Source organism: Henriciella sp. AS95 (assembly GCF_038900055.1).
GTDB lineage: Bacteria > Pseudomonadota > Alphaproteobacteria > Caulobacterales > Hyphomonadaceae > Henriciella.
The window spans coordinates 59,766-84,542 of sequence record NZ_JBBMQM010000001.1; the positions used below are offsets into that span (position 1 = coordinate 59,766).

Genomic DNA, 24,777 nt, shown 5'->3' on the forward strand with positions numbered 1-24,777 from the left:
GGGCCGGTATGCCTCAGGCGAGGACGTCGTGCCAGTCCTTATGGCGCTGAAGCTGCAAGCGCGCAAAGCCGCAGACAGGCTGCAGGCGGAAGTCTTCCTTGCGGGCTTTCTCGACAAGCTTACCGACAAGTTTCGTGCCGAGGCCGCGCCCGCCCAGCGATGAGGGCACGCCGACGAAATCGACGCGCATCACGTCCTTGCTGGCCCAGCCATAGCGAATTTCGAGCTCCTCGCCGTCGACGTCTGCGGTCAGGCGGTGGCCACTGTCTTTCAGTGTAAGGTCTGTCATTTCAGCACGTCCTGCCATTCAGGGTGTTTTTCGATCTGGGCTTTTGCATAGGTGCACAGCGGCACGATTTTCTTGCCTGCCTTGCGCGCATCCTCGACGCCGCGCTCCACGAGCAGTTTGCCGATGCCCTGGCCGCCCAGCGCGTCGGGCACGCCGGTATGATCGATGATGATGATACCGTCGCCAGCTTTGGAATAGGTCATTTCGGCTTCGCGGCCGTCGATGCGGATAAAATACCGCCCGCCAGATTCGGTCTCTTCATGCTCGATATTCATAGGGCTCACATCATGCTCGCTCGACTGTTGCAGCTGAGATGACGGCGCGGGTGTGATTATTCAAGCCGCCACAACGCAAAGCAGGGCGGGTGCGGCCAACAGCCTCCCAACCCTGCCCGGTCTATTCAGACGGCCTAGTCTTTGTCGTCGTCTTTCAGCTTGTCCTTGGCTTTGCCGACCATTTCCTGGCCTTTGCCTTCGACCTGCTTGGCCTTGCCTTCGGCTTCGAGTTCGCGGTTGTCGGTAGCGACGCCAGCGACTTCTTTGACTTTGCCTTCGGCCTGTTTGGCCGCGCCTTTTACTTGGTCCTTGCCCATTCTGAGCTCCTTTCAGGGTTGTTTTCCAGTCCCACATAAGAAACCCCTGCGCGGGGGCACATGTTCCGGCACTCGCAAAATATAATCTTCGTGCTAGCAGGACGTATGAGCCGCCTGCCGCCCCGCCCTGACCTCAGCTGGAAGGAAGATGGAACGCCCGTCGATGAGCGCGTGGGCGACGTTTATTTCTCGCGGCATAACGGGCTGGAGGAAGCGCGGACCGTCTTCATGCAGGGCTGCGGCCTGCCGGAGCGGTGGGCCGGGCGCGACACGTTCACCATTGCAGAGCTTGGCTTTGGAACGGGGCTGAACTTCCTGGCGGTCTGGGAGCGCTGGCGGCGAACGAGAGCGCCGGGGCAATGGCTGCATTTCGTCTCGTTTGAAGGCTATTTGCTGGATGCGGGTGATGCTGCGCGAGCGCTTGGCGCCTGGCCGGAACTTGAAGACCTGCCAGGCAAGCTGGCGGATGCGTGGCCGGACCGGGCGAGCGGCGTACAGCGGATGGTCTGGCCGGATGAGCGGCTGACACTGATGCTTCATGTCGGCGAGATTTCGCAAACGCTGCCTGAGAGCCGGTTCAAGGCCGATGCCTGGTTCCTGGACGGATTTTCGCCTGCAAAGAATGACGCGATGTGGGCCGAGAGCCTGTGGCCGCTCGTGCATGCGCGCTCCGCAGAGGGCGCCAAGCTTGGGACGTTTACCGTGGCCGGCGCCGTGAGGCGGGGCTTGGCGGCGGCGGGCTTCGAGGTCGAGAAGGCGCCGGGCTTTGGTTTCAAGCGCGAGCGGCTGGAGGTGCGTTTTTCGGGAGGCGACACCCGGCCTGCGGACATTTACGGCCTTCGCGGCCCTGCCCAACGGCCCCGCAAGGTGCGCGTCGTCGGGGCTGGTATCGCGGGGGCGTCTGCGGCGCGCGTCCTGGCTGATCGCGGACTGGAAGTGGAAGTCATAGACGCGGCCGGGCCGGCCAGCGCAGCAAGCGGTAACCCGCTGGCGCTTGTCATGCCGCGCCTCGACGCCGGTGACACGGTTCAGGCGCGCCTGCTGATTGATGCCTATCTGGCGGCGCGGCGGTTCTATTCAGGCCGCCCCGGCGTCATCATGACGGAGGTGGCGCACCGCCCGAAGGATGCGCGCGAAGGCGAGCGGTTTGAAAAGCTGCTCGCCGATCCGCCGCTTGGGCTTGAGAATCTCGAGGCGACGAGCGGCGGCGTGCTGCACAAGGGCGCGATGATCCTTGAGCCGGTCAAGCTGATCGATAGCCTGCTAGACGGCATCAAGGTCGAGACCGGGCGCGCGCTTTCACCAGACGATCTGGTAGACGGCGTCCCCACTCTTCTCGCAACCGGCCAGGCGATCACCGAGTGGCTGGCGTGGCTAAAGATTGCGGGGCGCCAGGGACAGGTCGAGTTCACGACAGGCAGCGCGTCGACCCCGCCATCAGCGATTGCGAGCGGGCATTATGCGCTGACACACGGAACGGACCGTCTCTGGGGCGCAACGTTTGAGGCCTGGGAGGGCGGCGTGGTCACTGAGACCGAACAAGCGCGCGCCCAGAACATGGCGGCCCTTGAGACGCTCGATCCGTACTGGCGTCAGGATGCAAGGAAGCAGTCGATCAAGAGCCGCGCCGGCATTCGCGCAACAACGCCGGACCGGTTGCCCCTGATCGGCGCTGTGCCGGATTTTGAGGCGGCGCGAGAGGTGTTTGACGGGGTGCGGCACGGGCAGGTGATTGAGGCGGATGCGCCTCTGGTGCCGGGGCTCTATCTTGCGGGAGGGTTTGGCTCTCGAGGCTTTACCTGGGGGCCGTGGGCGGGTGAAATTCTCGCGGCGCAGCTCCTCTCAGAGCCTGCGCCTGCAAGTGTTGGGGCGCTTCAGGCCGTTTCACCCATGCGGCAGATCCTGCGCGACCTGAAGCGAAGCGGCTGATCAGGTCGCCGCGGCGAAGACCAGGTGAACGCCCTGCTCCATCGAAGCCTTGAGCGTCATCTGAACGCCGCCGGCCTCAATATGCACGCCGCCTGCGAAACTGATGACGGTGGCGGCGACCAGCAGAACGATCGCGGCCATACATGCGATCCAACCGCTGGTCTGTAAGTTGCTGGACATTTTGGTTTTCCCCTTGACTGGAAAGTTGATGATCTCGGCCTCTGGCCTCTGGGTTTGCTCGACTGGCAAAGGAAGGATGAGCGCCGACATCGGTTTAGTTCTTCTCTAGGTTTCGGAATTCGCGGCGAAGACGCCATTCGTCGGAGGTGACAGAGCGTTCCAGGTTCTGGAGACGGTCTTCGAGATCCATGAAGCTGTACTTCAGGCCGGAATAGGTCGCCTTGGGGCGGTCAGAAACACCGCGCCAGAAGGCTTCTTCCTCGGGCGCCAGCGAGCCGTAGCCCTTTGGCGATTTCGGAACCAGCAGGATCATCACGATATAGGCGAGGATGACCAGCGGCCCGGCGAAGAGAAAGAAGGATGCAACCGCCAGAAGACGAACGACGAGCGGGTCCCACCCGAAGCGTTCTGCGATACCGCCGCAGACGCCCGCCCAGACCCGCTCAGTGCGCGAGCGGTAAAGGCGTTTCGGGTTTGGCGATCTGAACATATCTTCTTCACCTTCTTGGGGACGATGATGGCGATGATGACGATGGTGACGGGTCATTTTCTTTTTTCTTTCTATCGGTCTAGCGGGGAGCGGGGCCGGCGCGGGGCCGAGATCCCATCCTCCTGAGGTGTGTCTACGAGCTGCTCGAGGGTCTCGATGCGGCGCTCCATGGCTTTCGCGGAGCGCCAGAGGTCTTCGAGCATGCGCTCATCGTCGGGTTCGAGGGTCTTCTGCTTCCGCCAGAGGGTGATGTAGTGGAACACCATGCCCGGAAAGACGATGAAGATTGATGCGATCGCGACGATGGCGATGATGTATTCGGGATCCATAACTATCCTTCCTTGCCTGGGACCTGCTCATCCATTTGCTGGAGTATAAGGCCAGGCACGATAATAACAGATAGAATGGCCGCGAGTACGATAAGTGAGATCAGCATCGATTAGTCCTCGCTGTCTTTGGCTTTGGCAGACTTTGCAGTCGACTTGGCGCGTGACTTCTTCAGGGCTTCGAGTTCCTTTTCGACAGCTTCGTCGCGTTCGAGAGCGGCGAATTCTGCTTCAAGGCTTGGCTCTGAGCCTTTGATCTGGTCGGCATAGGCCTCCATCTCATCGACCTTGCGTTCGACGCTCGCATAGCGGGCAAGGGCGTCGTCAACTTTGCCGTCATAGGTCTGCGACCGCATACGGATACGTTGCTCAGCAGCTTCCCGGCGCATCATGAGCGCACGGTGCTTGGCTTTCGCCTCGTCGAGCTTGGCCTGCAGCTTGGCAAGATCGTCCTGGTGCTTCTCGAAGGCTTCTTCGGCAGCAACCATCGCATTTTTGCGGCGGTCGATTTCGCCATCGGCTTTCTGTTTGGCAACCAGCGCACCGCGGGCGAGGTCTTCACGGCCCTTGTCGATGGCAACGCCGGCCTTGTTTTCCCAGTCGTTGCGGACCTTGGTGTAATAGTCGATCTCGCGTTCCATTTCCTTCTTGTCGGCCATGGCGCGGGCGGCGGAGGTGCGAACCTCAACGAGCGTGTCTTCCATTTCCTGGATGATCAGGCGCGCGATTTTTTCCGGGTTTTCTGCACTGTCCAGCATCGCATTGATGTTGGAGTTGATGATGTCGCCGAGGCGGGAAAAAAGTCCCATTGTATTTATCCTTTCGTACTCGGTGATGTCTGGGAGGAGACGTCAGTTGAACTCTGTCAGGCGCTTAGAAGAAGAGGCCGCCGAGGAAGACACCGGCTGCGAAGAACATCCAGCATTCGGCGGGACGTGATGCGAGCCAGCGACCAAACTTGCCCGAGTTTTCCCGGGTTTCCTGGTAGCGTGTGTCATAACGTGGATCGGTCATTTCGTTCTTTAGTCCTTCAGTTTTGGCGACGCCCATCGCCTGTGATGGCATAGGTATTTCAAGGACCGTGCCAGTTTGGCGGTAACCAGTTAGTGTATTGTTTTTTATAGATTTATTTTTTACTGGCGTGAAACCGTCTTGTCATTTTTAGTCTTTTTGACCAACTATTTTAGTTGTTTTCGCCGGTGATTTAGTTATATTGCCCTTATGATTGGTGAAGCTCCCCAAATTGTTGGCGAGGCCCCCGAATGGCTTTCGGCGCTCGAACATATTTCGAGGCTGGCCCCTCTGGAGCGCCCGGCGCTCGTCATTGGCGAGCGGGGGACGGGCAAGGAGCTGGTCGCCGAACGGCTTCACTTCCTCTCGCGCCGCTGGGACGGGCCTTATGTGAAGGTGAACTGCGCGGCGCTTTCCAATGACCTGCTCGATTCTGAACTGTTCGGGCATGAGCGCGGCGCGTTTACCGGCGCGACCGATCGGCGTCAGGGCCGGTTCGAGCTGGCTGATGGCGGCACCATCTTTCTCGATGAGATCGCGACCGCCTCCCAGCGCGTCCAGGAGAAGCTCCTGCGCGTGATCGAATATGGAGAGTTCCAGCGTCTCGGCGGGGAGAAGGTCCAGACCACCAATGTGCGCGTTGTCGCGGCAACCAACGTGGATCTGCCCTCGGCTGTGCGCGCGGGAAAGTTCAGGGCTGACCTGCTCGACCGGCTGGCCTTCGATGTGGTGACATTGCCGCCGCTGAGAGCGCGGAAAGGCGACGCGACGCTGCTCGCCGACTTCTTTGCCCGGCGGATGGCGCGCGAGATGCTGGAGGACTTTCCGGGCTTCTCGCCCTCAGCCATCGCGGCCATCGAAGCGCATGACTGGCCCGGCAATGTCCGTGAGCTGCGAAATTTCGCGCAGCGCATCACCGCCCGCGCGCTGACCAACCCCACGGGCGAGCCGGTTCGCTTCGATCCGGAGGCGCTGGATCCGTTCGAGTCACCTTATCGCCCGCCAGCGGTCTTGACGGGCAGTCCTGCGCCCCCACCTAAGGCAGCCGCACCGGCCCTGCCCAAACCTCAGCTTGGGGCCTCCTTCGAGGAGCAGACTAAACTTTTTGAAACCGCCTTGATCGACGCGGCGCTTGGCGCCCATGATGGTCATCAGGGAAAGGCGGCCGAGACGCTGGGCCTCACCTATCACCAGCTGCGCGGCCTTCTTAAAAAACATGATTACGGCAAGAAGCCGGGCAAACCGGACACGGCCGAAGACATAGCAAGCCCGCCCTAGAAGCACTTTCTTAGGCAATACCTGCAAAGGAGTTTACCATGCAGGCTTCCCAGATCACGCCGAACACACCCATCGACACCGCACCGCCTCGCGACGGCGCGCAGCAATTTCTCGGCCTGCCCTTCCAGGCCATGAAGGCCCGCGATGCTGCCCGGCACATTGCGGCCAATGCTCTCGGCAGCGAGGGCTTCTGGTATGTGGTGACCCCGAATGTCGACCATATGGTGCGCCTGAAGCGCGAGCCGGACCTCGGCGAAATGTATCACGGCTCCGGCCTTATCCTGAATGACAGCCGCATCCTGGAACTGCTGGCGAGCTGGGAGCGGATGGACCTGCCCGCCTCGCCGGGTGCTGACATCGTGCAAGCGATTTTCGAAAGGGAACTGGAGCGCGATGAGCCGGTGGTCGTCATTGGCTGCACGGCGAGCGAGATCACGGCACTGAAAGCGAAGTTCGGCCTGTCAGATGTGCGCTGGCATGATGCGCCGATGGGGCTGCGCAACAATCCGGACGCGATCCGCAAGGCGGCTGAGTTCATGTCGGAAAACCCGGCGCGCTTTCACTTCCTGTGTGTCGGCTCACCCCAGCAGGAAATGGTCGCGATGGCAGCGCGTGAGCGCGGCGACGTTCAGGGCGTCGGAATCTGTTGTGGCGCGAGCATCGATTTTCTCACCGGCAAGACGCGGCGTGCGCCGGAATGGATGCGCAAGAACCGGCTCGAATGGCTCCACAGGCTGACGAACGAGCCGCAGCGCCTGGCAAAGCGCTACCTCATTGACGGACCGACAATATTCGGGATGTGGCGACGCGACAGGAAAGCGCGCAAGGCCGCCCGCTGATCAGCCGGCTGGCGCATCCGGATCGTACTTGCCGCCCTTGAGGACGAAGCGTCGGTCGCAATAGCCGCACTCGACCATTTCATCGTCGCCCATCTCGTACCAGACCTTCGGGTGGCCAAGCGCTGTGCCGCCGCCGTCACAAGCGACGCGGTGCTCTGGCGTAATGATGGTTTCCGGTGCGCCTGGAAGTGGTGTCGTGGACATGATGATACCCTGTTCCGCGATGACAGCATTGCCTGCCTGAAATGTGGGCCATAGGTAGTCTGTGACCGGCGCCGCAGTCAATTGCCAAGGGCACGAGACCGACAGCTTTAGAGGGATGAGACTGATGAAACCGACGCTCTATCATTGCCGCAATGCCCGATCCTTCCGCCCGCTCTGGGCGTTGGAGGAGCTGGAAATGGATTATGAGCTGGTCAATCTGCCTTTCCCGCCTCGCGTAAAGTACAAGCCGTATCTTGAGATCAATCCGCTCGGCACCATCCCGTTCTATACGGACGGAACAGTGAAGATGACGGAGTCCACCGCGATCTGCGATTATCTGGGCCAGACGCAGCAAGGCCATGACCTGATCATCCGGCCCAATGAGAAGGATTTCGGGGCTTACCTCAACTGGATGTATTTCGCGGACGCGACGCTGACCTTTCCGCAGACGCTGGTGCTCCGCTATGAGACGCTGGAACCCAAGAACCGGCGCCAGCCACAGGTCGCTGACGACTACCGGATGTGGTTTGCCGGCCGGCTGATGGGCGTTGACCGGCATCTGGAGCATAATCTGTGGATGGCTGGGGGGCGGTTTACGATGGCGGATATTGCGATTGGCTATGCCATTCTGCTGGCCTCTGTCCTGCCACCACTTGAGAGGTGCATTACATCGACCTGCAAGGTCTATCTCGACCGGCTGCGCGAACGTCCGGGGTTTCAGAGAGCACAGACCAGACAAAAAGAAACGCCGGTGGTTCAGATCGACGGCTAGGCGTCCTATATGTCGCCTTCAGCTGATGGATCGGAGGGCGCATGTCCGCACCTGACTATGCAATCGAAGTCGAAAATCTCGACAAGACTTACGCGGCCAGCGGCAAGATGCCGGAAAAGCGCGCGCTGAAAGGCATCGACCTCAAAATTCCTCGTGGTCACATTTTCGGCCTGCTCGGCCCGAACGGCGCCGGCAAGTCGACCTTCATCAACATCCTGGCGGGCCTCGTCACCAAGACGTCCGGCAAGGCGGAGATCTGGGGCATGGACATCGACAAGCATCCGCGTGCGAGCCGGGCGGCGATCGGCGTGGTCAACCAGGAAATCACCATGGACCCGTTCTTCACTCCGGAAGAAGCGCTGGAGCTGCAGGCCGGTTTCTATGGTGTGCCAAAGGCTGACCGGCGCACCGATGAAATTCTCGATGCGGTGGGCCTGCTCGACAAGCGCGACGCCTATGTCCGCCAGCTCTCTGGCGGCATGAAGCGGCGCCTGATGGTGGCCAAGGCGCTGGTGCACAACCCGCCTGTGCTGATCCTTGACGAGCCGACCGCCGGTGTCGATGTCGAGCTTCGCCGCTCGCTCTGGCAATATGTCCGCCGCCTGCACGATGAAGGCACGACCATCATCCTGACGACACACTATCTGGAAGAAGCCGAAGAGCTTTGCGATGAGATCGCCATCGTCAATCATGGCGAGATCATTGCCTGCGAACCGACGCAGACACTTCTGAAGCGTCTCGATCAGCGCATTCTGTTCGTCACCCCGCGTGAGCCCCTCACAAGTGTGCCCGAAAGCCTCAACAATCTCGAAATTGAACTGCTGTCGACCGGCGACCTGAAGATCGGCTATCGCGGCAATGAGACCGGCATCGGCCGCATTCTCGAACAGGTCCGCGAAGCCGGTATTGGAGTGGCTGACCTTTCAACCGATCAGCCCAATCTCGAAGACGTATTTGTCGCCATGACAACGGAAGCGGCTTGATCTAAGAAACGGTCTTTCCGCTTAGTGGTGAGATTGTCATGAGCCAGAATACTCGCGCAGCAGCCTTGCTGGAAGGACCGATCCTTCGATCGCTGCTGATGCTCGCGATCCCGATCATTATCGCGAATGTGCTGCAATCGGCCTATCAGCTGATCGATGCGTTCTGGGTCGGGCGTCTCGGCGATGCGGCGATTGCGGCCGTCTCGGTCTCCTTCCCGGTCATCTTTCTGACGATTGCGATCGGCTCCGGTCTGGGTATCGCAGGCTCCATCCTGGTGGCGCAATATTTCGGCGCGCGGAACCAGGAGATGGTCAATCACGTCGCTGGGCAGACCATGCTGATGGTGCTGATCACGTCAGCTGTGATGGGGCTTGCCGGCTATCTACTGACCCCTGCCCTGCTGACGCTGATGGGCGTCGAGCCCGATGTTTATGCAGGCGCCAAAGGCTTCATGCATGTCGCCTTCATGGGGCTTGTCTTCAGCTTTTCCTTCATGATGTTCCAGGCGATCATGCGCGGCATTGGCGAAATGCGCCTGCCGATCATGATCGTCGCGGGCACCGTATTGCTCAACTTCTTCCTCGACCCGCTCTTCATCTTCGGATGGGGCAGTTTCCCGGCCATGGGTGTGATGGGGGCCGCGCTCGCAACACTCGTCACGCAGAGCATCGCCACCTGTATCGGCCTGCTGGTGCTGTTTGGCGGCAAATATGGCATCCATGTCTCGCTGAAGAATTTCAAGCCGGACTTCGCCTTCATCAAGAAGGCCTTCTTCCTCGGCCTGCCGGCTTCGATCGAGCTGTCGGCGCGGGCCTTCGGCCTGATCATCATGACCTTCCTGATCGCGAGTTTCGGGACGCTGGCCATCGCCTCCTATGGGGTCGGGTCAAACATGATCCAGGTGGCGATGATCCCGGCCATGGGCTTTTCCATGGCGATCTCGACCCTGGTCGGCCAGAATATTGGCGCCGGAAACCTGCCGCGCGCCGAACGGATCGGACGGCTGGGCGCGCTTGTGTCCTTCTGCGTGCTCAGCGTGTTTGGCGTCATCGTGTTTGCCTTTGCGCCGCATTTTGTCGCCTTCTTCGTGCCCGGCGAGGAAGAAGTGATCGCCACAGGCGCAACCTTCCTGCGGACCGTCTCGCTGGCCTGGGGCCTGCTCGGCGTCCAGTTCGCGCTCAGCGGTGTGCTGCGGGCATCCGGCAATATGCTGACGACAATGATGCTGACCATTATCTCGCAATGGATGATCCTGTTCCCGGTCGCATATATCCTGTCTCAGAATACCAGCCTCGGCCTCGAGGGCGTCTGGTGGGCCTTCCCGATCAGCTATGCGCTGGTGTCGATGATCAGCATTGCGATCATCGCCAAGGGCGACTGGAAGAACAAGAAAGTCATCGACCCACGCGCCGCGCTGGCCAAGAAGGTCAGCGACGAGATCATAACCGAGGAATCCTATACAGGACACCAGAACTAGGGCTTGGGCCTAGTCCAGACGGCGGACCATGAAACCGGTGCGCGGGAAGTGGATATTGACCGTCTCGGCCTGGTCATCATGGCGGTGCAGGATGATGCGTTCTGCGGTGGCGATGACGATCTCACCCTCAACCCAGTCACGGCCATAATCATCTGGCGCGACAGCAACATGCTCGCCGGGCTCGAAGCCCTGCAGTTCGCCCTCGGTCTTGGCGGCCTTGAGGCGTGGGGCGGCATCCCGGGCGATCTTCAGGGCCTCTTCGCCGGTGATCATTTCGGGGGCCTGGCCCTCGATTTCCTTCATGCGCTGGTACCAGTCCTTTGTGCGCGGCGCAGATTTGAAGCATGTCTCGAGGAAATCCGGGATATTCTGCTCGACAAACCATGGATTCATGAAGGCGTGCGCATCGACGAGGCCCGGTTTCATACCGACGATCCACTGGCCGGCGCCGGCCCCCTGGCCGCCTTCGAGCCGTTCCTCGATCCACATGAGCTGTGCTCGCCACTGGTCCTGCAACATGGGCGCGGCTGCGGCCATCGCCTTGGTATCGAACGGCCGGCCGGACATTTTTTCGCGGTCTTTCCTTAAGTCTTCGGGGACTTTGTCGCCCAGCGCGCCGAAGATGACGCCAACGCTGGTCTGGAACCATTTGCCGTCCGTCCATGAAGCGACCATGTGCGACAGGCCCTCATGTCCGGGAAGGTCGATACCCGGAATCGGGAAGCGCTCTTCAAGGGCACGCAGGATCATTGAGGTGTCGCAAAAAATATCGGCGCCGATCTGAAGGACAGGCGTCTTTCGGTAGCCGCCCGTAAGCGGGACCAATAGAGGCTTCGGCATGATGCTCGGAATTTCAACCGCCGCCCAACCGAGATTCTTCATGCGAAGTGCAAGCCGCACTTTCTCTGAAAACGGCGAAATCTCGTATTGGTGGAGAATGATTGTCTGTGCTCCAGCCATGGCCCGTTTTCTCCCTGTTTCGCTAGACTTGCTACTGTTGAAGGGTTGCCCCGTCGACAGGAAACCGCTTTCAAGCGAGTAAACAATTTGCTGATAAGCTCAAGAGGAAGCCAAGAAGATGCTCGATCCGGTTGCCATGCCTCATATCGCCGATATCGCCTCTGTACAGGCGAAGCGGCGCCCTGACGAAACCGCCATATGGTTTGAAGGCGCTTCGACCAGCTATGCGGATCTCGACAAACGCGCCAATCAGATCGCCAACGGACTGATCAGTCTCGGTGTCCAACCGGGAGACCGCGTCGCCTATCTCGGCAAGAATATGGATGTCTATTACGAGATCCTGTTTGGCTGCGCCAAGGCGCGCGCGGCGATGACCGGCATCAATAACCGGCTCGCGCCACCGGAAATGCAGTTCATTCTCGCAGACAGCAAAGCCACCGTTCTGTTTGTCGCGAAGGAATTCTATCAGGCCGCTGCGCAGATCGTCTCGGAGTGCCCGGACCTGAAACAGGTGATCGCGATTGATGGCGGGGTCGACAACCGGCCTACCTTTTTCTCCTGGCGCGACGAGCAGTCAGAGGAAGCCCCCGGTCTGAAGACGCAGGATGATGATGATGTCATCCAGCTCTACACGTCCGGCACAACCGGCCTGCCCAAGGGCGTGCAGCTGACAAACGGCAATTACCGCGCCGTTTTCGAATGCGTCGCCAAGCTCGACTGGGCGCTTTATGACGAGGGCGATGCGGTGATGAATGCCATGCCGCTCTTCCATGTGGCGGGCTGCAATATCGGCATTCTGGCGGTCGCACAGGGGGCGAAAACGGTCATCCTGCGCGAGATCGAGCCGATGACGATCCTCAACCTCGTCGAAGAGCATAAGATCAACCACACTTTCTGGGTGCCGGCCGTCATCCTGATGCTGAGCCAGGTGCCCGGCGTTGATGAGCGTGATTTCTCGTCACTGAAGACGATTTCCTATGGCGCCTCGCCGATTGCAGAAGACCTCCTGCGCCGCGCCGTGGACCTGTTCGGCGCGAAGTTCTCCCAGCTCTACGGCCTCACTGAAACCGTCGGCCTCGGCACCTTCCTTCCACCGGAAGCCCATGACCCGGCCTGGGGCAAGCTGCGCTCCTGCGGCGTGCCTTATCCAGGGTCGATCGTGCGGGTTGTTGATGGCGACGAAAATCCTGTCCCGCAGGGCGAGGTCGGCGAGATCGTGATCAAGTCGGACTTTGTCATGAAGGGCTACTGGGCCCGCGAAGAGGCAACCGAGGACGCGCTGCGCGGCGGTTTCTTCCATACGGGCGATGCCGGCTATTTCGACGAGGACGGCTTCCTGTTCATCCATGACCGGATCAAGGACATGATCGTCTCGGGCGGCGAGAATGTTTATCCGGCGGAAGTCGAGAATGCCATCTTCGGACATCCGGATGTGGCGGACGTCGCCGTCATCGGCATTCCGAGTGAGAAATGGGGCGAGGAAGTCAAAGCCATTATCGTGCTGAAGGAGGGGGCCACCCCGGATGCCGACAGCATCATTTCCTGGGCGAAGGAGAAGATCGCCGGGTACAAATGCCCGAAATCGGTGGACTTCATTCCAGCGCTGCCGCGCAACCCGTCCGGCAAGATCCTCCGCCGCGAGCTGCGCGACCCCTTCTGGGAGGGCACGGGCCGGCAGGTCGGCTAGGCCCCGCCGAGCGAATAAAGTGAATGCCGCAACGCGTTCGCTGCCTCTTCACGTCCTGAGCGCCTGACCTCGTCCGCGTACATTCTGCGCCTTTTCAATAAGAGGGCACGCAGGAGTTCAGCATGGCCGACGAAACCGATCCAGAGCAGGCAGGCGATATAGAGCCCGTCATAGACCTTGAAGCGCTGCGCCGATATCTGGAGGAAGAGCGGGAAGACAAGCAGCGCCGTAGAGCCGAGATGGATCGTCGTGCGCAGCGTGCCGGGAGGTCCATCCACGCGTCGATGCGCGAAGGCTCATTCGTCTATTCCTCAAGGGTGGCCTATGAGGTGGAGCGGTTCAATGGGCTCGGCGGCACACAGGAGGATGCCGTGCAGGCATTGCTCGCAGATGGCCCTCCGGAATCTGTCAGCGAAATCCGTGCAGCCATCGCGCGCGGCTGGCGCGCCTGGCATGACCGTCAGGACCAGTAGCCGGCCATCAGCTCCAGTGACCAGTCCGGCTCGCTCACCTCGCCGCGCGGGAGGAAGCCGGACATGACGGGTTTGATGTCGAGAACCGGCGTGCCGTCAATGGCGTCGAGGCCTTCGAGATAGAGGGTCAGCCCATCGACCTTCAGGATACGGCAGATCGTGTGGCCGAGACGGTTCGGACGGTTCTTTCCGCGCTGCGCGAAAATCCCGATGAGCGGCCAGTCCTTGTTGCCTCTGGGGTGTCTGGCACCGCGTTCGATCTTTTCTTCCGCCACCCTGTCGAACAGGAAGATCACTTCGGCATGCGAGAAGCCGTCAAGACCGAACAGCGCTTCGGGACCGAACTGGTTATCGTCCAGTTCGATGTGAGCCGGGATCGCGTCCCACCCGTCGTCAATTGGCTCGTCCCGCCCGGAGCGAACGGCGCCGACAGGCTTTAGTGTGAAATGGCTCACGGTCATCACAGCCCCTTCCTTGGCAGGTTGAATGCACCCTATACACTCAGAGCCAAAGAAGAGACATAATGGAGGATACCATGGCTGACGGACAGGCGCTTCCGCCCTTCAGGCCTTTACCGCAAAAAGAACCAGACATTGAGATGATCAAGAAGCCGGATGGCACGATCTATCTCACGCCGCGCCAGAAGCCGGGGGACCGGCCGAAGACGATCCCGCACTGCCTTGATGAACGCGCCGCAGAACATCCCGACCGCCCCTGGCTAAAGCAGCGAGATCCCGCCACCGATGAATGGCGCGCGCTGACTTATGGCGAAGCGAAACAGCAGACCGATGCGCTGGCGCAGGCCTTCATCGACATGGGCGCGGGCCCCGATGCGCCCGTCATGATCCTGTCGGGCAATACGATTGAGAGCGCTCTGATTATCGTCGCAGCCCAGAAGATGGGCGCGCCTGTGGCCCCGATTTCTGTGCCCTACTCCACCATGTCCTCAGACTTCGGGAAGCTGAAACACTGTTTCGAAGCCGTCGAGCCCAAGGTCATTTTCGTTCAGCAGGTCGAGCCGTTCAAGAAGGCCCTGGACGCGCTGGGTGATCATGGCTGTACGGTGTTTGCCAAGGAGGGCGCGACCAACGAGATCCAGTCGTTCGACGCGCTGGCCCGGACCGAGCCGACCTCCGCCGTGGCGGAGGCGATGGCGACGCTGAATGACGAGACCATCGCCAAGTATCTTTTTACATCCGGCTCGACCGGCATGCCGAAACCGGTCCCGACGACACAAGGCGCGATGTGCTCGATGATCGCCGGAACCGAGGGCCTGCGCGATAATTCGCGGGACCCGGACTATGACCCAGATGAGGTGCCGCAGGTGCTCGACTGGTTGCCCTGGAACCATATTTCCGGCGCGAATGTGAACTTCAATGGCGCGCTCTGGAATGGCGCAACCTTCTGGATCGATGGCGGCAAGCCGACGCCGGACCTGTTCGGCGAAACCATTCGCAACATCTATGACGTGTCGCCAACGACGTTCGGTACCGCGCCCATCGCGCTCTCCATGCTGGCCGATGCCATGGAGAAAGACGACAAGCTGCTCAACGCCTTCTTCAAGAACATGAAGTCGATCGGGTATGGTGGCGCAACGCTGTCAGATGATCTTTATGGCCGTCTGCAGGCCCTCGCCATCAAGGCAACCGGCAAACGCATCCCGATCGTGACCATGTACGGCGCGACCGAAACGCAGGGCATTACCGTGGTGCACTGGGTGGTCGAACGCGTCGGCCTGATCGGCCTGCCCCTGCCAGGCATGACGCTGAAGCTGGTGCCGGTCGGCAACAAGCTCGAAGTCCGCGTCAAAGGCCCGAGCGTCATGCATGGTTATCTCGACATGCCGGAGAAAACCGCTGAAGTCTTTGACGAGGAAGGCTTCTACAAGCTTGGCGACGCGGCCGTGATGGTCGATGAAAACGACCCGAATAAAGGGATCATTTTCGATGGCCGCGTGGGCGAAGACTTCAAACTGTCGACGGGGACCTGGGTCAGTGTCGGCACGCTGCGCCCTGCTCTGGTGGCGGCCTGCTCGCCGCTTGTCTTTGACGCGGTCATTGCCGGGCAGGACAAGGATTTCATCGGCGCGCTCTTCTGGCCAGCCCCGGCGACCTTCCAGAGCTATGTGAAAGAGGCGGGCGGCGACATGCAGCAAGGCTACGCCAGGCTTGTGGGCGACCTCGCCGCAAAGGTTAAAGCCTTCAATGCTGGCGAAAAGGGATCGTCGCGACGGGTAAAGCGTTTCCTTGTGATGACGGAGCCGCCGTCGATCGATGCTGGAGAAATCACGGACAAAGGCTACGTCAATCAGAGATGTGTGGTGGACCGCCGTGCAAATCTGGTTCAGGCGCTTTACGCCGATCCGCCAGGTCCCGGCGTGGTTAAAGCCTGATAACGAAATTTCAGGATTTTCCGGCCCAATTAACCTGGATTAGCGCCTTGTCCGGGAGGTGAAGCAGATGTTTGACGCACGTGACTCTGAAGCGAAATCGGGGGGTGGGCTGATTTTCGGCCTGGCCACGGTTGCGCTTGTCAGTGTCCTGTTCGTCGGCGTGCTTTACTTTCCGTCCTTGACCGGACCCGGCAAATCCGAAGTTGCAGCCTCCGAACAGCCGGAAAACATAACCCTGCTGTCCGCTTTTGAGGACGAGCCCACGAGAACGTTTATTCGCAAGCTCCGGCGGACATTTCCGTCCGAGGCCAGCGCGCTTGAGCGAGATGTTCTTCGAGCCAGGTCTCGCGGGGCAGATGAGGTCGAACTCGGCCTGATCGTCATGCAGGCGGGCACACATGCGGTCGCCTCCAGCATAGACCGCTTGTCCATGGCCGACGAAATCTATGCGGAGCGTATCCTGGAAACCACGTCGCAGGCGCTGCGCGAGCTTTCGGCATCGGGAGCGCCTTATTGCAAGGGCTCAGACCTGATCCAGTTCGCAAAGCTGTCGGACCAGGAGCTGTATGCCGCCGTCTTCGACCGCGTCGGGCATGGCGCCGGATTATATGATTTCGGGCTGGAGCTGAATGGCATCTTTCTGGACGCGATCCGCGACGCGCGGGCCGATCCGATTATCCATGGCCGCCTGACATCGTCCGATATGGGCGCGCTGCAACGGCTCGGCTTGTCGGTGATGACCAACCCTGACCTCATGCTCCTCCTGACAACGGAAGGCAAAAGCCGCAGTGAGATGGACGCTGCGGTGGCGTCCGTGAATTTCTGTGATCTAGGCGCCAAGCTGATCGAACAGGTCAACGATCTGCCGGACGGCACAAAGGGGCGGGTGTGGGCAGAGCTCTGGATCCAGGTAGAGCGCGACGGAATCGAGCGCATGTTCTACCGCTACGCCTATTAAAGCAGGCAAGATCGAAAACTTTCGGCTTTACTCAAAATTCGGTCTTCAAAATGTCGCGATGAATCTGCATCTACCACCTATGGCACTGGATGAGACAATTCGCGGCTTCATGGACCGTTTCAAGCTTCCCGACTTTTCGGGGCTCGACTGGAAACAATCGACCGACCGGTTGCGCCAGAGCTTCTACCGCGCCAGTCGCTCGGTCGAGAGAGACGCGCCGGAGCTGGCGGAAATTTCGACCCTTGCTGTCGATGGTGCGGAAACGTCCCTGAAGGGGCGGCTGTATACGCCGCTCGGCGCGGGGATTGGACCGGGTCCGGGGATTATCTTCTTTCATGGCGGCGGCTTTGTCCTCGGCGATCTCGACAGCCACGACATGATTTGCCGCCGGCTTGCATCAGCGTCGCGCTGCCGTGTCCTGTCCGTCGACTACCGTCTCGCGCCTGAAAACCCCTTTCCGGCAGCCCATGAGGATGCTGTTGCGGCCTGGGAATGGGCGACGGCGCGCGCTGACCTGCTCAATATGGACCCCGACCGCCTCTGCGTGGCGGGCGATAGTGCGGGCGGCAACCTTTCGGCCTTTCTCTGTCAGGAGATGGCGCGGCGCGGCGGCCCGTTGCCCGCGTTTCAGCTTCTGCTCTATCCGCTCGTCCAGTTCGTCGACATTCGCGCCAAGAAACTGACCTTTCAGGAAGGCTTCTTCCTGTCGCCGAACCTCTTCGACTATTTCCGCGATGCCTACATCCATAGCGAAACCGACCGGATGGACCCGAAAGTGTCGCCGCTCTTTGCGCCGGATGATGACTTCCGGGGCCTGGCGCCCGCGCATTTTGTGCTTTGCGGCTGGGACCCGCTGAAAGATGAAGGGCAAGCCTATGCGTCAAAGCTTGCCGCGCATGGCGTTCCGGTGACGATCCGCGAACACCCCGGCATGGTGCATGGCTTCATGAACCTTACAGCCATGTCGATGCCGGCCCGCGAAGCGATCCGCGAGGCCGGTGAGGTTGTGGGTCACGCGCTTGGCGCAATCTAGCGCATCGTAAAGCTGCCCGAATATCGTCCAAAACCAAGCCTCGTCATTTGGTTAACTTGCCGCTATCATGCATCTCAATGGGGTGGCAGAAGCGTGGGGATTGCATCCAGGATGACAACCAGCAAACGAATTGCAGCAGGCATTCTAGCCATTGGTCTTGGCCTGACCTTGGCCTCGTGTGACCGAACCGATGAACGCATGGAGCGCCTGTCGGAGATTGGTGACGGCGTCATGAGACAGCTCGGCGGTGAAGACGTCGGCGGACCGGGCAACCAGGCGAGAATGGAAAACGTTCCGGTCGAGGCACGTGCCTTCCAGGGCGAGATGCAGGAAGCATCACCCGTTCGCGTCGCGACAGCCCCAAGCAAATTTGTCGTGGGGTCGATTGTCGCCAAACCGCGCAGCATGCCTGAGCCTGACACCGTTGCGGAAGCCTTCGAAGGGCCAAGCATCGCCGATTACGATGCCTATGTCGAAAGCTTCGAATCCGACGCGGTTATCGTCGTGCCCACAGATGAAGAGATCGCCGAACTGCAAAGCCCATCGCGCACAATGTCGTCAGACGAGCCCTCCCGGCTTGACCGGGCGATGAAAAGCCGCCGGACAATCACAATTGATCCGAAATCACGCGAGCAAATGGCGCAGGGGCTTCCACGCGAAGTGCTGAAAGATACGCGCACAAGGATGGAGTACCGAATGGAGTCTCCTCAAGTGCAGATTCCGGAAAGGACCGACGACAGCCCGATCATCCAACCAGCACCGCCGGCCGCTTCGCCGATACCCATCCCGCAGAAATCGGCTGAGCGCCGCCTCGTGATGCGCCAGGATGCGATCGGTGCGCAGGTGAGTGCGGAATCGCAGATGATCGAAACGGCGCAGCGTTACGGGCTGGCGGCCAATATCCAGCGCTCGCGATCCGGTCAGATGGTCATCGAAGTTGGCTCTCGCGCCATGAAGCCGACCAAATATGGTGGGCCCGATGACAATGTGACCCCCTGGATCGCCGAAGATGACGAGGCGATCACATGCCCCTCCGGCATGACCCCTGAAGAGATTTCCGAAGACGCCGTGCTCGCGACGGTCTGCGTCATTCAGGACCTCAAGGCCAGCGGCGAGTTCGAATATGTCGAGAAGGACTGGCTGTACCAGAACCAGTTCGTGCGCCGGCCAAAGAATTCCGGCCCGGTGACGAATGTTGCGGTCACGCCGAATGATCCGCTCTGGTCCCTGCAGTGGAACTTCATGAATCAGGGCTCAGGAGACGGCGAGATCGAGGGCGGATCGGGCTTTGTCGATTTCTGGACGAAACAGGCCAGTCAGGGCTCTCCTGAAGTGGTCGTCGCCATTGTCGATACCGGGCTGGAAATGGACCATCCGGACATCAAGGATTCTCCGAATGTCGCGCCCGGCTGGGACATGGTGACCGACATCGCGATGGCGAATGACGGCAATAGCCGCGATTCAGACCCCAATGATCCCGGTGACCAGTGCCCAGAAGAGTTCGTTTTCGAGGATACCTTCCACGGCACACATGTGGCGGGAACAGTTGGCGCTTCGGTTTCCAACAATGAAAATGGCGTCGCAGGCGGGGCCTGGAACGTGAAGATCGTTCCGGTTCGCGCCCTCGGCAAATGCGGCGGGCGGCTGTCTGATATCAATGACGCGATCCGTTGGGCCGGCGGCCTGATCCCGGAATATGATGAGCTGGGCAACGAAATCTGGAATGACAATCCAGCCGACATCATCAATTTGTCCATCGGCCTGTTCCGTTTCTGCCCGGCATCGATGCAGGATGCGATCAATGCCGTCACTGAACGTGGCGTCGTCGTTGTGGCAGCGGCCGGCAACGATTCGGTCTCGACGCAGTTTTATGCGCCAGGCGGCTGCGACAATGTCCTGTCGGTGGCCGCAGGCGATGCGCGCGGGCAGATTGCGCCCTATTCCAATTACGGGGCGGAAGTGGATGTCCTCGCCCCCGGCGGGGATTTGCAGCGTGACGACAATGGCGATGGCCGTCCTGACGGCATTCTGTCGACAAAACATGCAAGCAATTGCACCGACCCGGTTACGAATGAAGCAATCACCGACTGCTATTACGCCTATGAGCAGGGCACCAGCATGGCCGCTCCGCATGTTTCAGCGGCGCTTGCGCTTATCAAATCGAAGCGTCCTGACCTGACGGGCACGGCCCTCGCTGACGTTTTGTTGACGGCGCTCAACCCGCGCTCGCAGGAACAATGTTCGGGCCCATGCGATCAATACCCGGGGGCAGAGCCTGTCAGTGAGGGCTCTGAAACCTGCAAACTGCCCTGCGGGGCAGGGCTTTTGAACCTGTCGGATGTGAATCTCGACGAATAGTACGATAAAGAAAGATATGGGCGGTGGCACAGAGTGACGAAAAGTTGACCAAGCACTATTATGGTGGCCAGATTGGCTTGGCCATTGTGGCCCTGTCCGTCTGTGCGGCCTGCGGTGTTGCTTGGCTCGCCGACAGCCCCGGTTCTTCGAATGCTGTTCTGTCCTATGTGCCGCCATCCACGCACACGGCTGATGCACCGATCGCTGAACGGCCGCACATTTCCGGTACGGGCGATCGTGTTGTCGACAATGATCTGGTCCGCCCGGCATCCGTCACAGGCGCCGCATCGACCGCCGCAATCGTGGAATACGCCATCATCGTTCGGTTCGAGCGCGAACCGCTTATCGAAGAGATTGGCCGGACTTTTCGCAAGGACCCTGAGGGCTCGCGTGCGAAATTTGCCCGTTGGGCCGCTGACGAGCCTGCGCTGCGCGGCTTGCACCTTGAGCGGGCCAGCTATTCCGGCGAGGTTGTCTTGGCCGGTTCAGGCGCACGCAGCCTGAGCTCGGTCATCTCTGAAATCGAGGCGATGGACAATGTCGTCTATGTTGAGCGAGATTATTCGGCAAAGGCCAGCAAGGAAGGCTGACAACAATGAGAATCCGTTTCGGTATTGCGGCCCTGCTTGGTGCGGGGATAGCGGTTGCAGGCTGCGACCTTCGTCTGAATCAAGATGCCGAAGACAAGTCGGCCCCACCAGAAGTCAGCGAACAGCCCGCTGAGACAGAGCTTGCCGAAACACCGGTTGAGCCGGAAACGACGTCCGAAGCAGCGCCGGCTGAGAGCGAGACTGTCCGGCCAGCAGCGGTCGCCGTGAAAGCGGAGATCGACTGGGAAGCCGCGCGGACCGATCTGGCGTCTTCCCCGCCGGACGACGACAGTTCCTTCAACATCCAGTCGGGATCAACAGCGCCGCCCGTGCCTGTCCTGTTGCCAACCGGCCCGGTCCGCCCTGCAGGCGCAAGTGATGGCCAGCAGCCACAATTTCGGCCTGTTCCGGATGGATATTTCGCAGTCTTCCCTGGCGCGGAGTACAATCTCATCGTCAATGGAACGAACCTTGTGACCGATATACCGGGCGAGGCGAATGACGAGAGCGAAGACATGAAATTTGCTGAAACAACGACAGGCGCCATCGTTTCATTCTCGCGGTATGGCGCCGATTACATGGTAGAATTTGAATGCCTGGGCTCGGGGGCAGAGGGCGGCGATTGCGTGACCGAAGAGGAAGCGCTGGCCGTCGCTGAAGAAATCGTGATCTCGGGGACGCAATGATGAAACTGGTTTGGGGACTTGCCGCTGGCGCTCTGCTTATGGTGCCGGCGTGCGACAAGATTCGCTATCCCGGCGATGGCCGCGAAAACGAGTACAAGGCGGAAATTCCGCCCGGTGCGCCCGGCCCTGCGCCGCCATCGGAGCCGGTGGAAGACCCCTACAACACAGGCGACACAGGCACCGATAACGACCCTGTCACGCCTGTGGACACAGCCGATCCCACCGCGCCGGATACCGGCACGGATGTCGAGACTGATTTGGGTGACGATACCGAAACGCCGGACTCAGATCCTGTCGACCCGGTCGATACGAGCCCGGATGCGGACGACACCGATACCGGTTCCGATCTTGTCGATCCTGATAGCGACCCCGCCGACCCCGACACGACGGAAACTGATCCGGTGGATTCAGACCCGACCGATACGGATACAACAGATGCCGATCCTGTAGAAAGCGACCCGGTAGACGGTGACCCTGTTGAGACAGATCCCGTCGAGACTGATCCTGTTGATACTGATCCGGTAGAGACTGACCCCACCGAAAGCGATCCGGTGACCGACCCTGTCGATTCGACTGATTCCGAAACAGACCCGACGCCCGTCACCGATCCCGTTGAACCAGATCCCGAACCGGTCGTGGTTTTCTCTTATGTCGAGCCTGGCCAGCTGCTGCCCGGGTCTGGCACCGGAACGGTTGAGACCGAAGCCATATTCGCGCCGGACATGCGTTTTCCAATCAAGTCGGCTCCCGCCTATCTGCAGTCGCAGGTCTGGATGTTCGGCGGCGGAATCGGAGGCGGTGACCAGTGCGATCCGCGCAATTATGAATATCCCTGGCGGGATAATTTCTGCGAAAAACGGTCATCCAATCGCAATTCGCCATTTTGCCCGGTGAGCAAAATCCACCAGGGCCAGGACATTCGCGTCGGTACGGCAGAAGGCTGCAATACGCTTCGCGGCACGCCGCCGGCAGACCGCGCCATGTACGAAGTCGTCGCGGTCGAGGATGGCATCATCCAGTCAATCGGCACCTACACCGTCACGATGCGATCAGGCCCGCGTGTGTACAAATACATGCACATGAACATGCGCGCGCTTCAGGTCTCAACGGGCGACACGGTCACCAAGGGCCAGACGCTGGGTTACGTGTCGAATGACTTTGGCGGGACGGCCACCACCTTCCACCTGCATTTCGAACTCCTGCAGAACACGGCCGAGGATGGCTGGGTGCACGTTCCGCCCTACACTTCGCTGGTTGCGGCCTATGAGGAACGCGAAAGCGGCGTCGGTGAACGCATCGAAGCGACGGTGGGCATTGCCTCGACCCCGCCGCCCATTCCTGAAGGTTTCGTCATCATCGAATAGGCCGCTCAAGATAAGGCTCTGATTTGGTGCGCAAATTGCAGGCTCATCTGCGTGATGTCGCAAGTTTAATGCGTTAACGACTTGCTAACGGCTGGCTTGCCCCCAAAAGTGGCATTTCCGGGGGCGGTTCACAGGTAGAGAGAACGTCAATGAGCAATGTGGAGAAGCTCCCGATACCGCCGCATCGGGAAGGTCCTGCAGTTACCCTTATCGGAACGGACCTTCCAGCGCAGTATCTGGAAGAAGCTGAACCCTCCCCGCTCATGCATTCGGCCTCGCTGTGGTGGCGCCGGATTGTTCGAACATTCCAGATCTTGCTGGTGCTGGTTCTTGTCGGTTTCTACCCGGCGATGATCGTGGCCTCGCACAGCATCAATGACGACCCCGTTATCCTGTCGGCGGAAACCCCGTGGGCCTCGCCTGAAACAGGCGTCATGCTGAGCATGATCGGCCGCGAGCTGGAAGGGCCCGGCTGGGCCAGCGACCGTGCCGGATGGCACCCGCAAGCCCGCCTGACCGCCCTGCCCGCCTGGCAGAAATCCCTCTCTTCATCGCTTAGCGAATTTACCCGCATGATCGCCGCGAAATCCCTCACATCTGATTTCACGGCTGATCCCGACCTTTCAGCCGCCGCGCGCCTGCTGGCGCCAGAGGATGATCTGGCCCAGACCCCGCGCCTTGCCGCCGCCGCAGAAGCGCTTGCCCGCTATGAAGGCCGTCTTGAGCGGGACCTCGCAACGGCCCCGAAAGGCACTGACGCGGTTGTTGATGAACTCGCCCTCTTTGCAAACTGGGCTGATACGTCCCGTGACCGTCTGGAAGCCCGGATCGGCATGCGCGAAGGCTGGCCTGCATCGAAAGAGGACATTCGCATCTTCTTCGAAGCCCGTGCCCGCGCCCATGTCGCCAGCCAGCTGATCACCGCTTCCCTGCTGGCCGAACCTGAAATCGCCGTCAGCGAAGCTGTCGAAACCCGGATGGACCGGCTGGAAGCCGCTTGGCGGCGGGCCGCCGAGCTGAACCCGATTTTCGTGTCCAGCCAGGCGGGTGACGCTCGCCTGATGGCTGACCACCTCGCCATGATGGCCTTCTATCTCGGCCAGGCTTCCGAGGCGACGAAAGACCTTGGCGCAGCGCTCCTGCAGGAAAGAGCGGCCCGCGAAGCGGCTGCCATTGCCGCCGAAGACGCGTCTGAGGGTGAAGGGTCCGGCGATGAGGCAACTGAGGGCTGACGCGCCCAAGAGCTTGAAAGCCAAGGGCAAACTGTCCATCTGAGCAGCTAGTCACGAAAAGACGAGCTGACACCCATGTTCATTCAAACCGAACCGACGCCCAATCCGGATACGATCAAGTTCCTGCCAGGCGAAACCGTCGCTGGAACAGCCGGTCCATTTGACTTTGCCAATGAGACAGAAGCGGGGTCGAGCCCGCTGGCGCAGGCCCTGTTCGAGGTCAGCGGCGTCACCGGAGTGTTTCTCGGTGCGGATTTTCTGTCTGTCTCCAAGGACGAAAAGTCAGACTGGAAACATGTCCGCCCGATGGTGCTCGCCGCGATCATGGATCACTATGTCGCCGGCCTCCCTGTCATCAATGACGGCTCCACCACCAATTATGGCGGAGAAAGCGAAACCTCCCTTGAGGATTATGAAGGCGAGACGAAGGAAATTGTCGGCGAAATCCTCGAACTGATCGAAACGCGCGTGCGCCCTGCGGTCGCCCAGGATGGCGGCGACATCACCTTCCAGAAATTCGACCCCGAGCACGGCATCGTCCACCTCACCATGCGCGGCGCCTGTGCAGGCTGCCCGTCATCGACAATGACGCTGAAGCAGGGCATCGAGAACATGCTGAAAGCGTATGTGCCGGAAGTGACGGCCGTCGAAGCGGCAATCTAGACCATCGAAC

The 24,777-nt window shown here is 60.3% G+C and carries 28 protein-coding genes; 17 read left to right on the plus strand and 11 right to left on the minus strand.

Annotated features, from left to right (window positions below; genetic code table 11):
- Positions 1-13 precede the first annotated feature (13 nt).
- The 3 genes from WNY37_RS00340 to WNY37_RS00350 form a co-directional block, all read right to left on the minus strand.
- Positions 14-289 (minus strand): GNAT family N-acetyltransferase, encoded by a 276-nt coding sequence (locus WNY37_RS00340; protein WP_342971463.1) that lies wholly within the window; start codon positions 287-289, stop codon positions 14-16.
- Positions 286-564, minus strand: a complete 279-nt coding sequence (locus WNY37_RS00345) for a GNAT family N-acetyltransferase (protein ID WP_342974854.1) — start codon at positions 562-564, stop codon at positions 286-288. The genes WNY37_RS00340 and WNY37_RS00345 overlap by 4 nt, the downstream gene beginning before the upstream one ends.
- Before the next feature lie 134 nt (positions 565-698).
- Positions 699-881 (minus strand): CsbD family protein, encoded by a 183-nt coding sequence (locus WNY37_RS00350; protein WP_342971464.1) that lies wholly within the window; start codon positions 879-881, stop codon positions 699-701.
- 105 nt (positions 882-986) lie between these two features.
- Here WNY37_RS00350 and mnmC point away from each other — a divergent pair, with 105 nt between their 5' ends.
- Positions 987-2,810 carry an FAD-dependent 5-carboxymethylaminomethyl-2-thiouridine(34) oxidoreductase MnmC gene (gene mnmC / locus WNY37_RS00355; RefSeq protein WP_342971465.1) on the plus strand — a complete coding sequence of 608 codons (1,824 nt, stop codon included), beginning with the start codon at positions 987-989 and terminating at the stop codon, positions 2,808-2,810.
- On the opposite strand, the gene WNY37_RS00360 is transcribed toward mnmC, so the two are convergent.
- The 5 genes from WNY37_RS00360 to WNY37_RS00380 all read right to left on the minus strand — a co-directional run bounded on the left by WNY37_RS00360 (position 2,811) and on the right by WNY37_RS00380 (position 4,820).
- Positions 2,811-3,080, minus strand: a complete 270-nt coding sequence (locus WNY37_RS00360) for a hypothetical protein (protein WP_342971466.1) — start codon at positions 3,078-3,080, stop codon at positions 2,811-2,813.
- 4 nt (positions 3,081-3,084) lie between these two features.
- On the minus strand, positions 3,085-3,480 hold the full coding sequence (pspC, locus tag WNY37_RS00365; protein ID WP_342971467.1) for an envelope stress response membrane protein PspC: 396 nt from the start codon (positions 3,478-3,480) through the stop codon (positions 3,085-3,087).
- 71 nt (positions 3,481-3,551) lie between these two features.
- A complete protein-coding gene (pspB, locus tag WNY37_RS00370) occupies positions 3,552-3,809 on the minus strand; it encodes an envelope stress response membrane protein PspB (protein ID WP_342971468.1) in 258 nt (85 codons plus the stop codon).
- A 110-nt stretch (positions 3,810-3,919) separates the two neighbouring features.
- Complete coding sequence (pspA, locus tag WNY37_RS00375; protein ID WP_342971469.1) at positions 3,920-4,615, minus strand: phage shock protein PspA; 696 nt, start codon at positions 4,613-4,615, stop codon at positions 3,920-3,922.
- 64 nt (positions 4,616-4,679) lie between these two features.
- Complete coding sequence (locus WNY37_RS00380) at positions 4,680-4,820, minus strand: hypothetical protein (protein WP_342971470.1); 141 nt, start codon at positions 4,818-4,820, stop codon at positions 4,680-4,682.
- 207 nt (positions 4,821-5,027) lie between these two features.
- Between WNY37_RS00380 and pspF the strand changes: the two genes are divergently transcribed.
- Together pspF and WNY37_RS00390 are read left to right on the plus strand one after the other, a co-directional pair.
- Positions 5,028-6,095, plus strand: a complete 1,068-nt coding sequence (gene pspF / locus WNY37_RS00385; RefSeq protein WP_342971471.1) for a phage shock protein operon transcriptional activator — start codon at positions 5,028-5,030, stop codon at positions 6,093-6,095.
- Positions 6,096-6,133: 38 nt separating this feature from the next.
- Positions 6,134-6,934 (plus strand): WecB/TagA/CpsF family glycosyltransferase, encoded by an 801-nt coding sequence (locus WNY37_RS00390; RefSeq protein ID WP_342971472.1) that lies wholly within the window; start codon positions 6,134-6,136, stop codon positions 6,932-6,934.
- Here WNY37_RS00390 and WNY37_RS00395 read toward each other — a convergent pair whose 3' ends face one another.
- On the minus strand, positions 6,935-7,138 hold the full coding sequence (locus WNY37_RS00395; protein WP_342971473.1) for a zinc-finger domain-containing protein: 204 nt from the start codon (positions 7,136-7,138) through the stop codon (positions 6,935-6,937).
- Positions 7,139-7,262: 124 nt separating this feature from the next.
- On the opposite strand from WNY37_RS00395, the gene WNY37_RS00400 reads away from it, so the two are divergent.
- Genes WNY37_RS00400 through WNY37_RS00410 form a run of 3 tightly spaced genes read left to right on the plus strand, consistent with a single transcriptional unit; the run spans position 7,263 to position 10,371 of the window.
- Entirely contained in the window at positions 7,263-7,910 is a 648-nt protein-coding gene (locus tag WNY37_RS00400) for a glutathione S-transferase family protein (protein ID WP_342971474.1), read from the plus strand.
- 41 nt (positions 7,911-7,951) lie between these two features.
- Complete coding sequence (locus WNY37_RS00405; protein ID WP_342971475.1) at positions 7,952-8,893, plus strand: ABC transporter ATP-binding protein; 942 nt, start codon at positions 7,952-7,954, stop codon at positions 8,891-8,893.
- Positions 8,894-8,931: 38 nt separating this feature from the next.
- Entirely contained in the window at positions 8,932-10,371 is a 1,440-nt protein-coding gene (locus WNY37_RS00410; protein ID WP_342971476.1) for an MATE family efflux transporter, read from the plus strand.
- A gap of 9 nt (positions 10,372-10,380) precedes the next feature.
- On the opposite strand, the gene WNY37_RS00415 is transcribed toward WNY37_RS00410, so the two are convergent.
- Positions 10,381-11,331 (minus strand): glutathione S-transferase, encoded by a 951-nt coding sequence (locus tag WNY37_RS00415; RefSeq protein WP_342971477.1) that lies wholly within the window; start codon positions 11,329-11,331, stop codon positions 10,381-10,383.
- A 118-nt stretch (positions 11,332-11,449) separates the two neighbouring features.
- On the opposite strand from WNY37_RS00415, the gene WNY37_RS00420 reads away from it, so the two are divergent.
- Both WNY37_RS00420 and WNY37_RS00425 read left to right on the plus strand, forming a co-directional pair.
- On the plus strand, positions 11,450-13,018 hold the full coding sequence (locus WNY37_RS00420; protein WP_342971478.1) for a long-chain-fatty-acid--CoA ligase: 1,569 nt from the start codon (positions 11,450-11,452) through the stop codon (positions 13,016-13,018).
- A gap of 122 nt (positions 13,019-13,140) precedes the next feature.
- Positions 13,141-13,491, plus strand: coding sequence for a hypothetical protein (locus tag WNY37_RS00425; RefSeq protein WP_342971479.1), 351 nt, complete (start codon positions 13,141-13,143; stop codon positions 13,489-13,491).
- Here WNY37_RS00425 and WNY37_RS00430 read toward each other — a convergent pair.
- Positions 13,479-13,952, minus strand: a complete 474-nt coding sequence (locus WNY37_RS00430; RefSeq protein WP_342971480.1) for an SAM-dependent methyltransferase — start codon at positions 13,950-13,952, stop codon at positions 13,479-13,481. The two genes, WNY37_RS00425 and WNY37_RS00430, sit on opposite strands and share 13 nt — an antisense overlap.
- 74 nt (positions 13,953-14,026) lie before the next feature.
- Here WNY37_RS00430 and WNY37_RS00435 point away from each other — a divergent pair, with 74 nt between their 5' ends.
- The 9 genes from WNY37_RS00435 (at position 14,027) to WNY37_RS00475 (ending at position 24,767) form a co-directional block, all read left to right on the plus strand.
- Entirely contained in the window at positions 14,027-15,883 is a 1,857-nt protein-coding gene (locus tag WNY37_RS00435) for an AMP-binding protein (protein WP_342971481.1), read from the plus strand.
- A 67-nt stretch (positions 15,884-15,950) separates the two neighbouring features.
- Complete coding sequence (locus tag WNY37_RS00440) at positions 15,951-16,841, plus strand: hypothetical protein (protein WP_342971482.1); 891 nt, start codon at positions 15,951-15,953, stop codon at positions 16,839-16,841.
- 79 nt (positions 16,842-16,920) lie between these two features.
- A complete protein-coding gene (locus tag WNY37_RS00445; RefSeq protein ID WP_342971483.1) occupies positions 16,921-17,874 on the plus strand; it encodes an alpha/beta hydrolase in 954 nt (317 codons plus the stop codon).
- 111 nt (positions 17,875-17,985) lie between these two features.
- Positions 17,986-20,232: a S8 family serine peptidase gene (locus tag WNY37_RS00450; RefSeq protein ID WP_342971484.1), complete on the plus strand. Its 2,247-nt coding sequence runs from the start codon at positions 17,986-17,988 to the stop codon at positions 20,230-20,232.
- A 23-nt stretch (positions 20,233-20,255) separates the two neighbouring features.
- The gene (locus tag WNY37_RS00455; protein ID WP_342971485.1) at positions 20,256-20,822 is read left to right on the plus strand and encodes a hypothetical protein; all 567 of its coding nucleotides are present in this window, start codon (positions 20,256-20,258) and stop codon (positions 20,820-20,822) included.
- Positions 20,823-20,827: 5 nt separating this feature from the next.
- Positions 20,828-21,508, plus strand: coding sequence for a hypothetical protein (locus WNY37_RS00460; protein WP_342971486.1), 681 nt, complete (start codon positions 20,828-20,830; stop codon positions 21,506-21,508).
- Complete coding sequence (locus WNY37_RS00465) at positions 21,505-22,872, plus strand: peptidoglycan DD-metalloendopeptidase family protein (protein WP_342971487.1); 1,368 nt, start codon at positions 21,505-21,507, stop codon at positions 22,870-22,872. Before WNY37_RS00460 ends, WNY37_RS00465 begins: the two co-directional genes overlap by 4 nt.
- 149 nt (positions 22,873-23,021) lie before the next feature.
- Positions 23,022-24,104, plus strand: a complete 1,083-nt coding sequence (locus WNY37_RS00470) for a hypothetical protein (RefSeq protein WP_342971488.1) — start codon at positions 23,022-23,024, stop codon at positions 24,102-24,104.
- Between the two features lie 75 nt (positions 24,105-24,179).
- On the plus strand, positions 24,180-24,767 hold the full coding sequence (locus WNY37_RS00475; protein ID WP_342971489.1) for a NifU family protein: 588 nt from the start codon (positions 24,180-24,182) through the stop codon (positions 24,765-24,767).
- Positions 24,768-24,777: the final 10 nt, after the last annotated feature.

What these genes read in the sequence shown, in the direction of transcription:
- WNY37_RS00340 (WP_342971463.1), bottom strand. Translation starts at nt 289, where the DNA reads ATGACAGACCTTACACTGAAAGACAGTGGCCACCGCCTGACCGCAGAC.
- WNY37_RS00345 (WP_342974854.1), bottom strand. Translation starts at nt 564, where the DNA reads ATGAATATCGAGCATGAAGAGACCGAATCTGGCGGGCGGTATTTTATC.
- WNY37_RS00350 (WP_342971464.1), bottom strand. Translation starts at nt 881, where the DNA reads ATGGGCAAGGACCAAGTAAAAGGCGCGGCCAAACAGGCCGAAGGCAAA.
- mnmC (WP_342971465.1), top strand. Translation starts at nt 987, where the DNA reads ATGAGCCGCCTGCCGCCCCGCCCTGACCTCAGCTGGAAGGAAGATGGA.
- WNY37_RS00360 (WP_342971466.1), bottom strand. Translation starts at nt 3,080, where the DNA reads ATGTCGGCGCTCATCCTTCCTTTGCCAGTCGAGCAAACCCAGAGGCCA.
- pspC (WP_342971467.1), bottom strand. Translation starts at nt 3,480, where the DNA reads ATGTTCAGATCGCCAAACCCGAAACGCCTTTACCGCTCGCGCACTGAG.
- pspB (WP_342971468.1), bottom strand. Translation starts at nt 3,809, where the DNA reads ATGGATCCCGAATACATCATCGCCATCGTCGCGATCGCATCAATCTTC.
- pspA (WP_342971469.1), bottom strand. Translation starts at nt 4,615, where the DNA reads ATGGGACTTTTTTCCCGCCTCGGCGACATCATCAACTCCAACATCAAT.
- WNY37_RS00380 (WP_342971470.1), bottom strand. Translation starts at nt 4,820, where the DNA reads ATGACCGATCCACGTTATGACACACGCTACCAGGAAACCCGGGAAAAC.
- pspF (WP_342971471.1), top strand. Translation starts at nt 5,028, where the DNA reads ATGATTGGTGAAGCTCCCCAAATTGTTGGCGAGGCCCCCGAATGGCTT.
- WNY37_RS00390 (WP_342971472.1), top strand. Translation starts at nt 6,134, where the DNA reads ATGCAGGCTTCCCAGATCACGCCGAACACACCCATCGACACCGCACCG.
- WNY37_RS00395 (WP_342971473.1), bottom strand. Translation starts at nt 7,138, where the DNA reads ATGTCCACGACACCACTTCCAGGCGCACCGGAAACCATCATTACGCCA.
- WNY37_RS00400 (WP_342971474.1), top strand. Translation starts at nt 7,263, where the DNA reads ATGAAACCGACGCTCTATCATTGCCGCAATGCCCGATCCTTCCGCCCG.
- WNY37_RS00405 (WP_342971475.1), top strand. Translation starts at nt 7,952, where the DNA reads ATGTCCGCACCTGACTATGCAATCGAAGTCGAAAATCTCGACAAGACT.
- WNY37_RS00410 (WP_342971476.1), top strand. Translation starts at nt 8,932, where the DNA reads ATGAGCCAGAATACTCGCGCAGCAGCCTTGCTGGAAGGACCGATCCTT.
- WNY37_RS00415 (WP_342971477.1), bottom strand. Translation starts at nt 11,331, where the DNA reads ATGGCTGGAGCACAGACAATCATTCTCCACCAATACGAGATTTCGCCG.
- WNY37_RS00420 (WP_342971478.1), top strand. Translation starts at nt 11,450, where the DNA reads ATGCTCGATCCGGTTGCCATGCCTCATATCGCCGATATCGCCTCTGTA.
- WNY37_RS00425 (WP_342971479.1), top strand. Translation starts at nt 13,141, where the DNA reads ATGGCCGACGAAACCGATCCAGAGCAGGCAGGCGATATAGAGCCCGTC.
- WNY37_RS00430 (WP_342971480.1), bottom strand. Translation starts at nt 13,952, where the DNA reads ATGACCGTGAGCCATTTCACACTAAAGCCTGTCGGCGCCGTTCGCTCC.
- WNY37_RS00435 (WP_342971481.1), top strand. Translation starts at nt 14,027, where the DNA reads ATGGCTGACGGACAGGCGCTTCCGCCCTTCAGGCCTTTACCGCAAAAA.
- WNY37_RS00440 (WP_342971482.1), top strand. Translation starts at nt 15,951, where the DNA reads ATGTTTGACGCACGTGACTCTGAAGCGAAATCGGGGGGTGGGCTGATT.
- WNY37_RS00445 (WP_342971483.1), top strand. Translation starts at nt 16,921, where the DNA reads ATGGCACTGGATGAGACAATTCGCGGCTTCATGGACCGTTTCAAGCTT.
- WNY37_RS00450 (WP_342971484.1), top strand. Translation starts at nt 17,986, where the DNA reads ATGACAACCAGCAAACGAATTGCAGCAGGCATTCTAGCCATTGGTCTT.
- WNY37_RS00460 (WP_342971486.1), top strand. Translation starts at nt 20,828, where the DNA reads ATGAGAATCCGTTTCGGTATTGCGGCCCTGCTTGGTGCGGGGATAGCG.
- WNY37_RS00465 (WP_342971487.1), top strand. Translation starts at nt 21,505, where the DNA reads ATGATGAAACTGGTTTGGGGACTTGCCGCTGGCGCTCTGCTTATGGTG.
- WNY37_RS00470 (WP_342971488.1), top strand. Translation starts at nt 23,022, where the DNA reads ATGAGCAATGTGGAGAAGCTCCCGATACCGCCGCATCGGGAAGGTCCT.
- WNY37_RS00475 (WP_342971489.1), top strand. Translation starts at nt 24,180, where the DNA reads ATGTTCATTCAAACCGAACCGACGCCCAATCCGGATACGATCAAGTTC.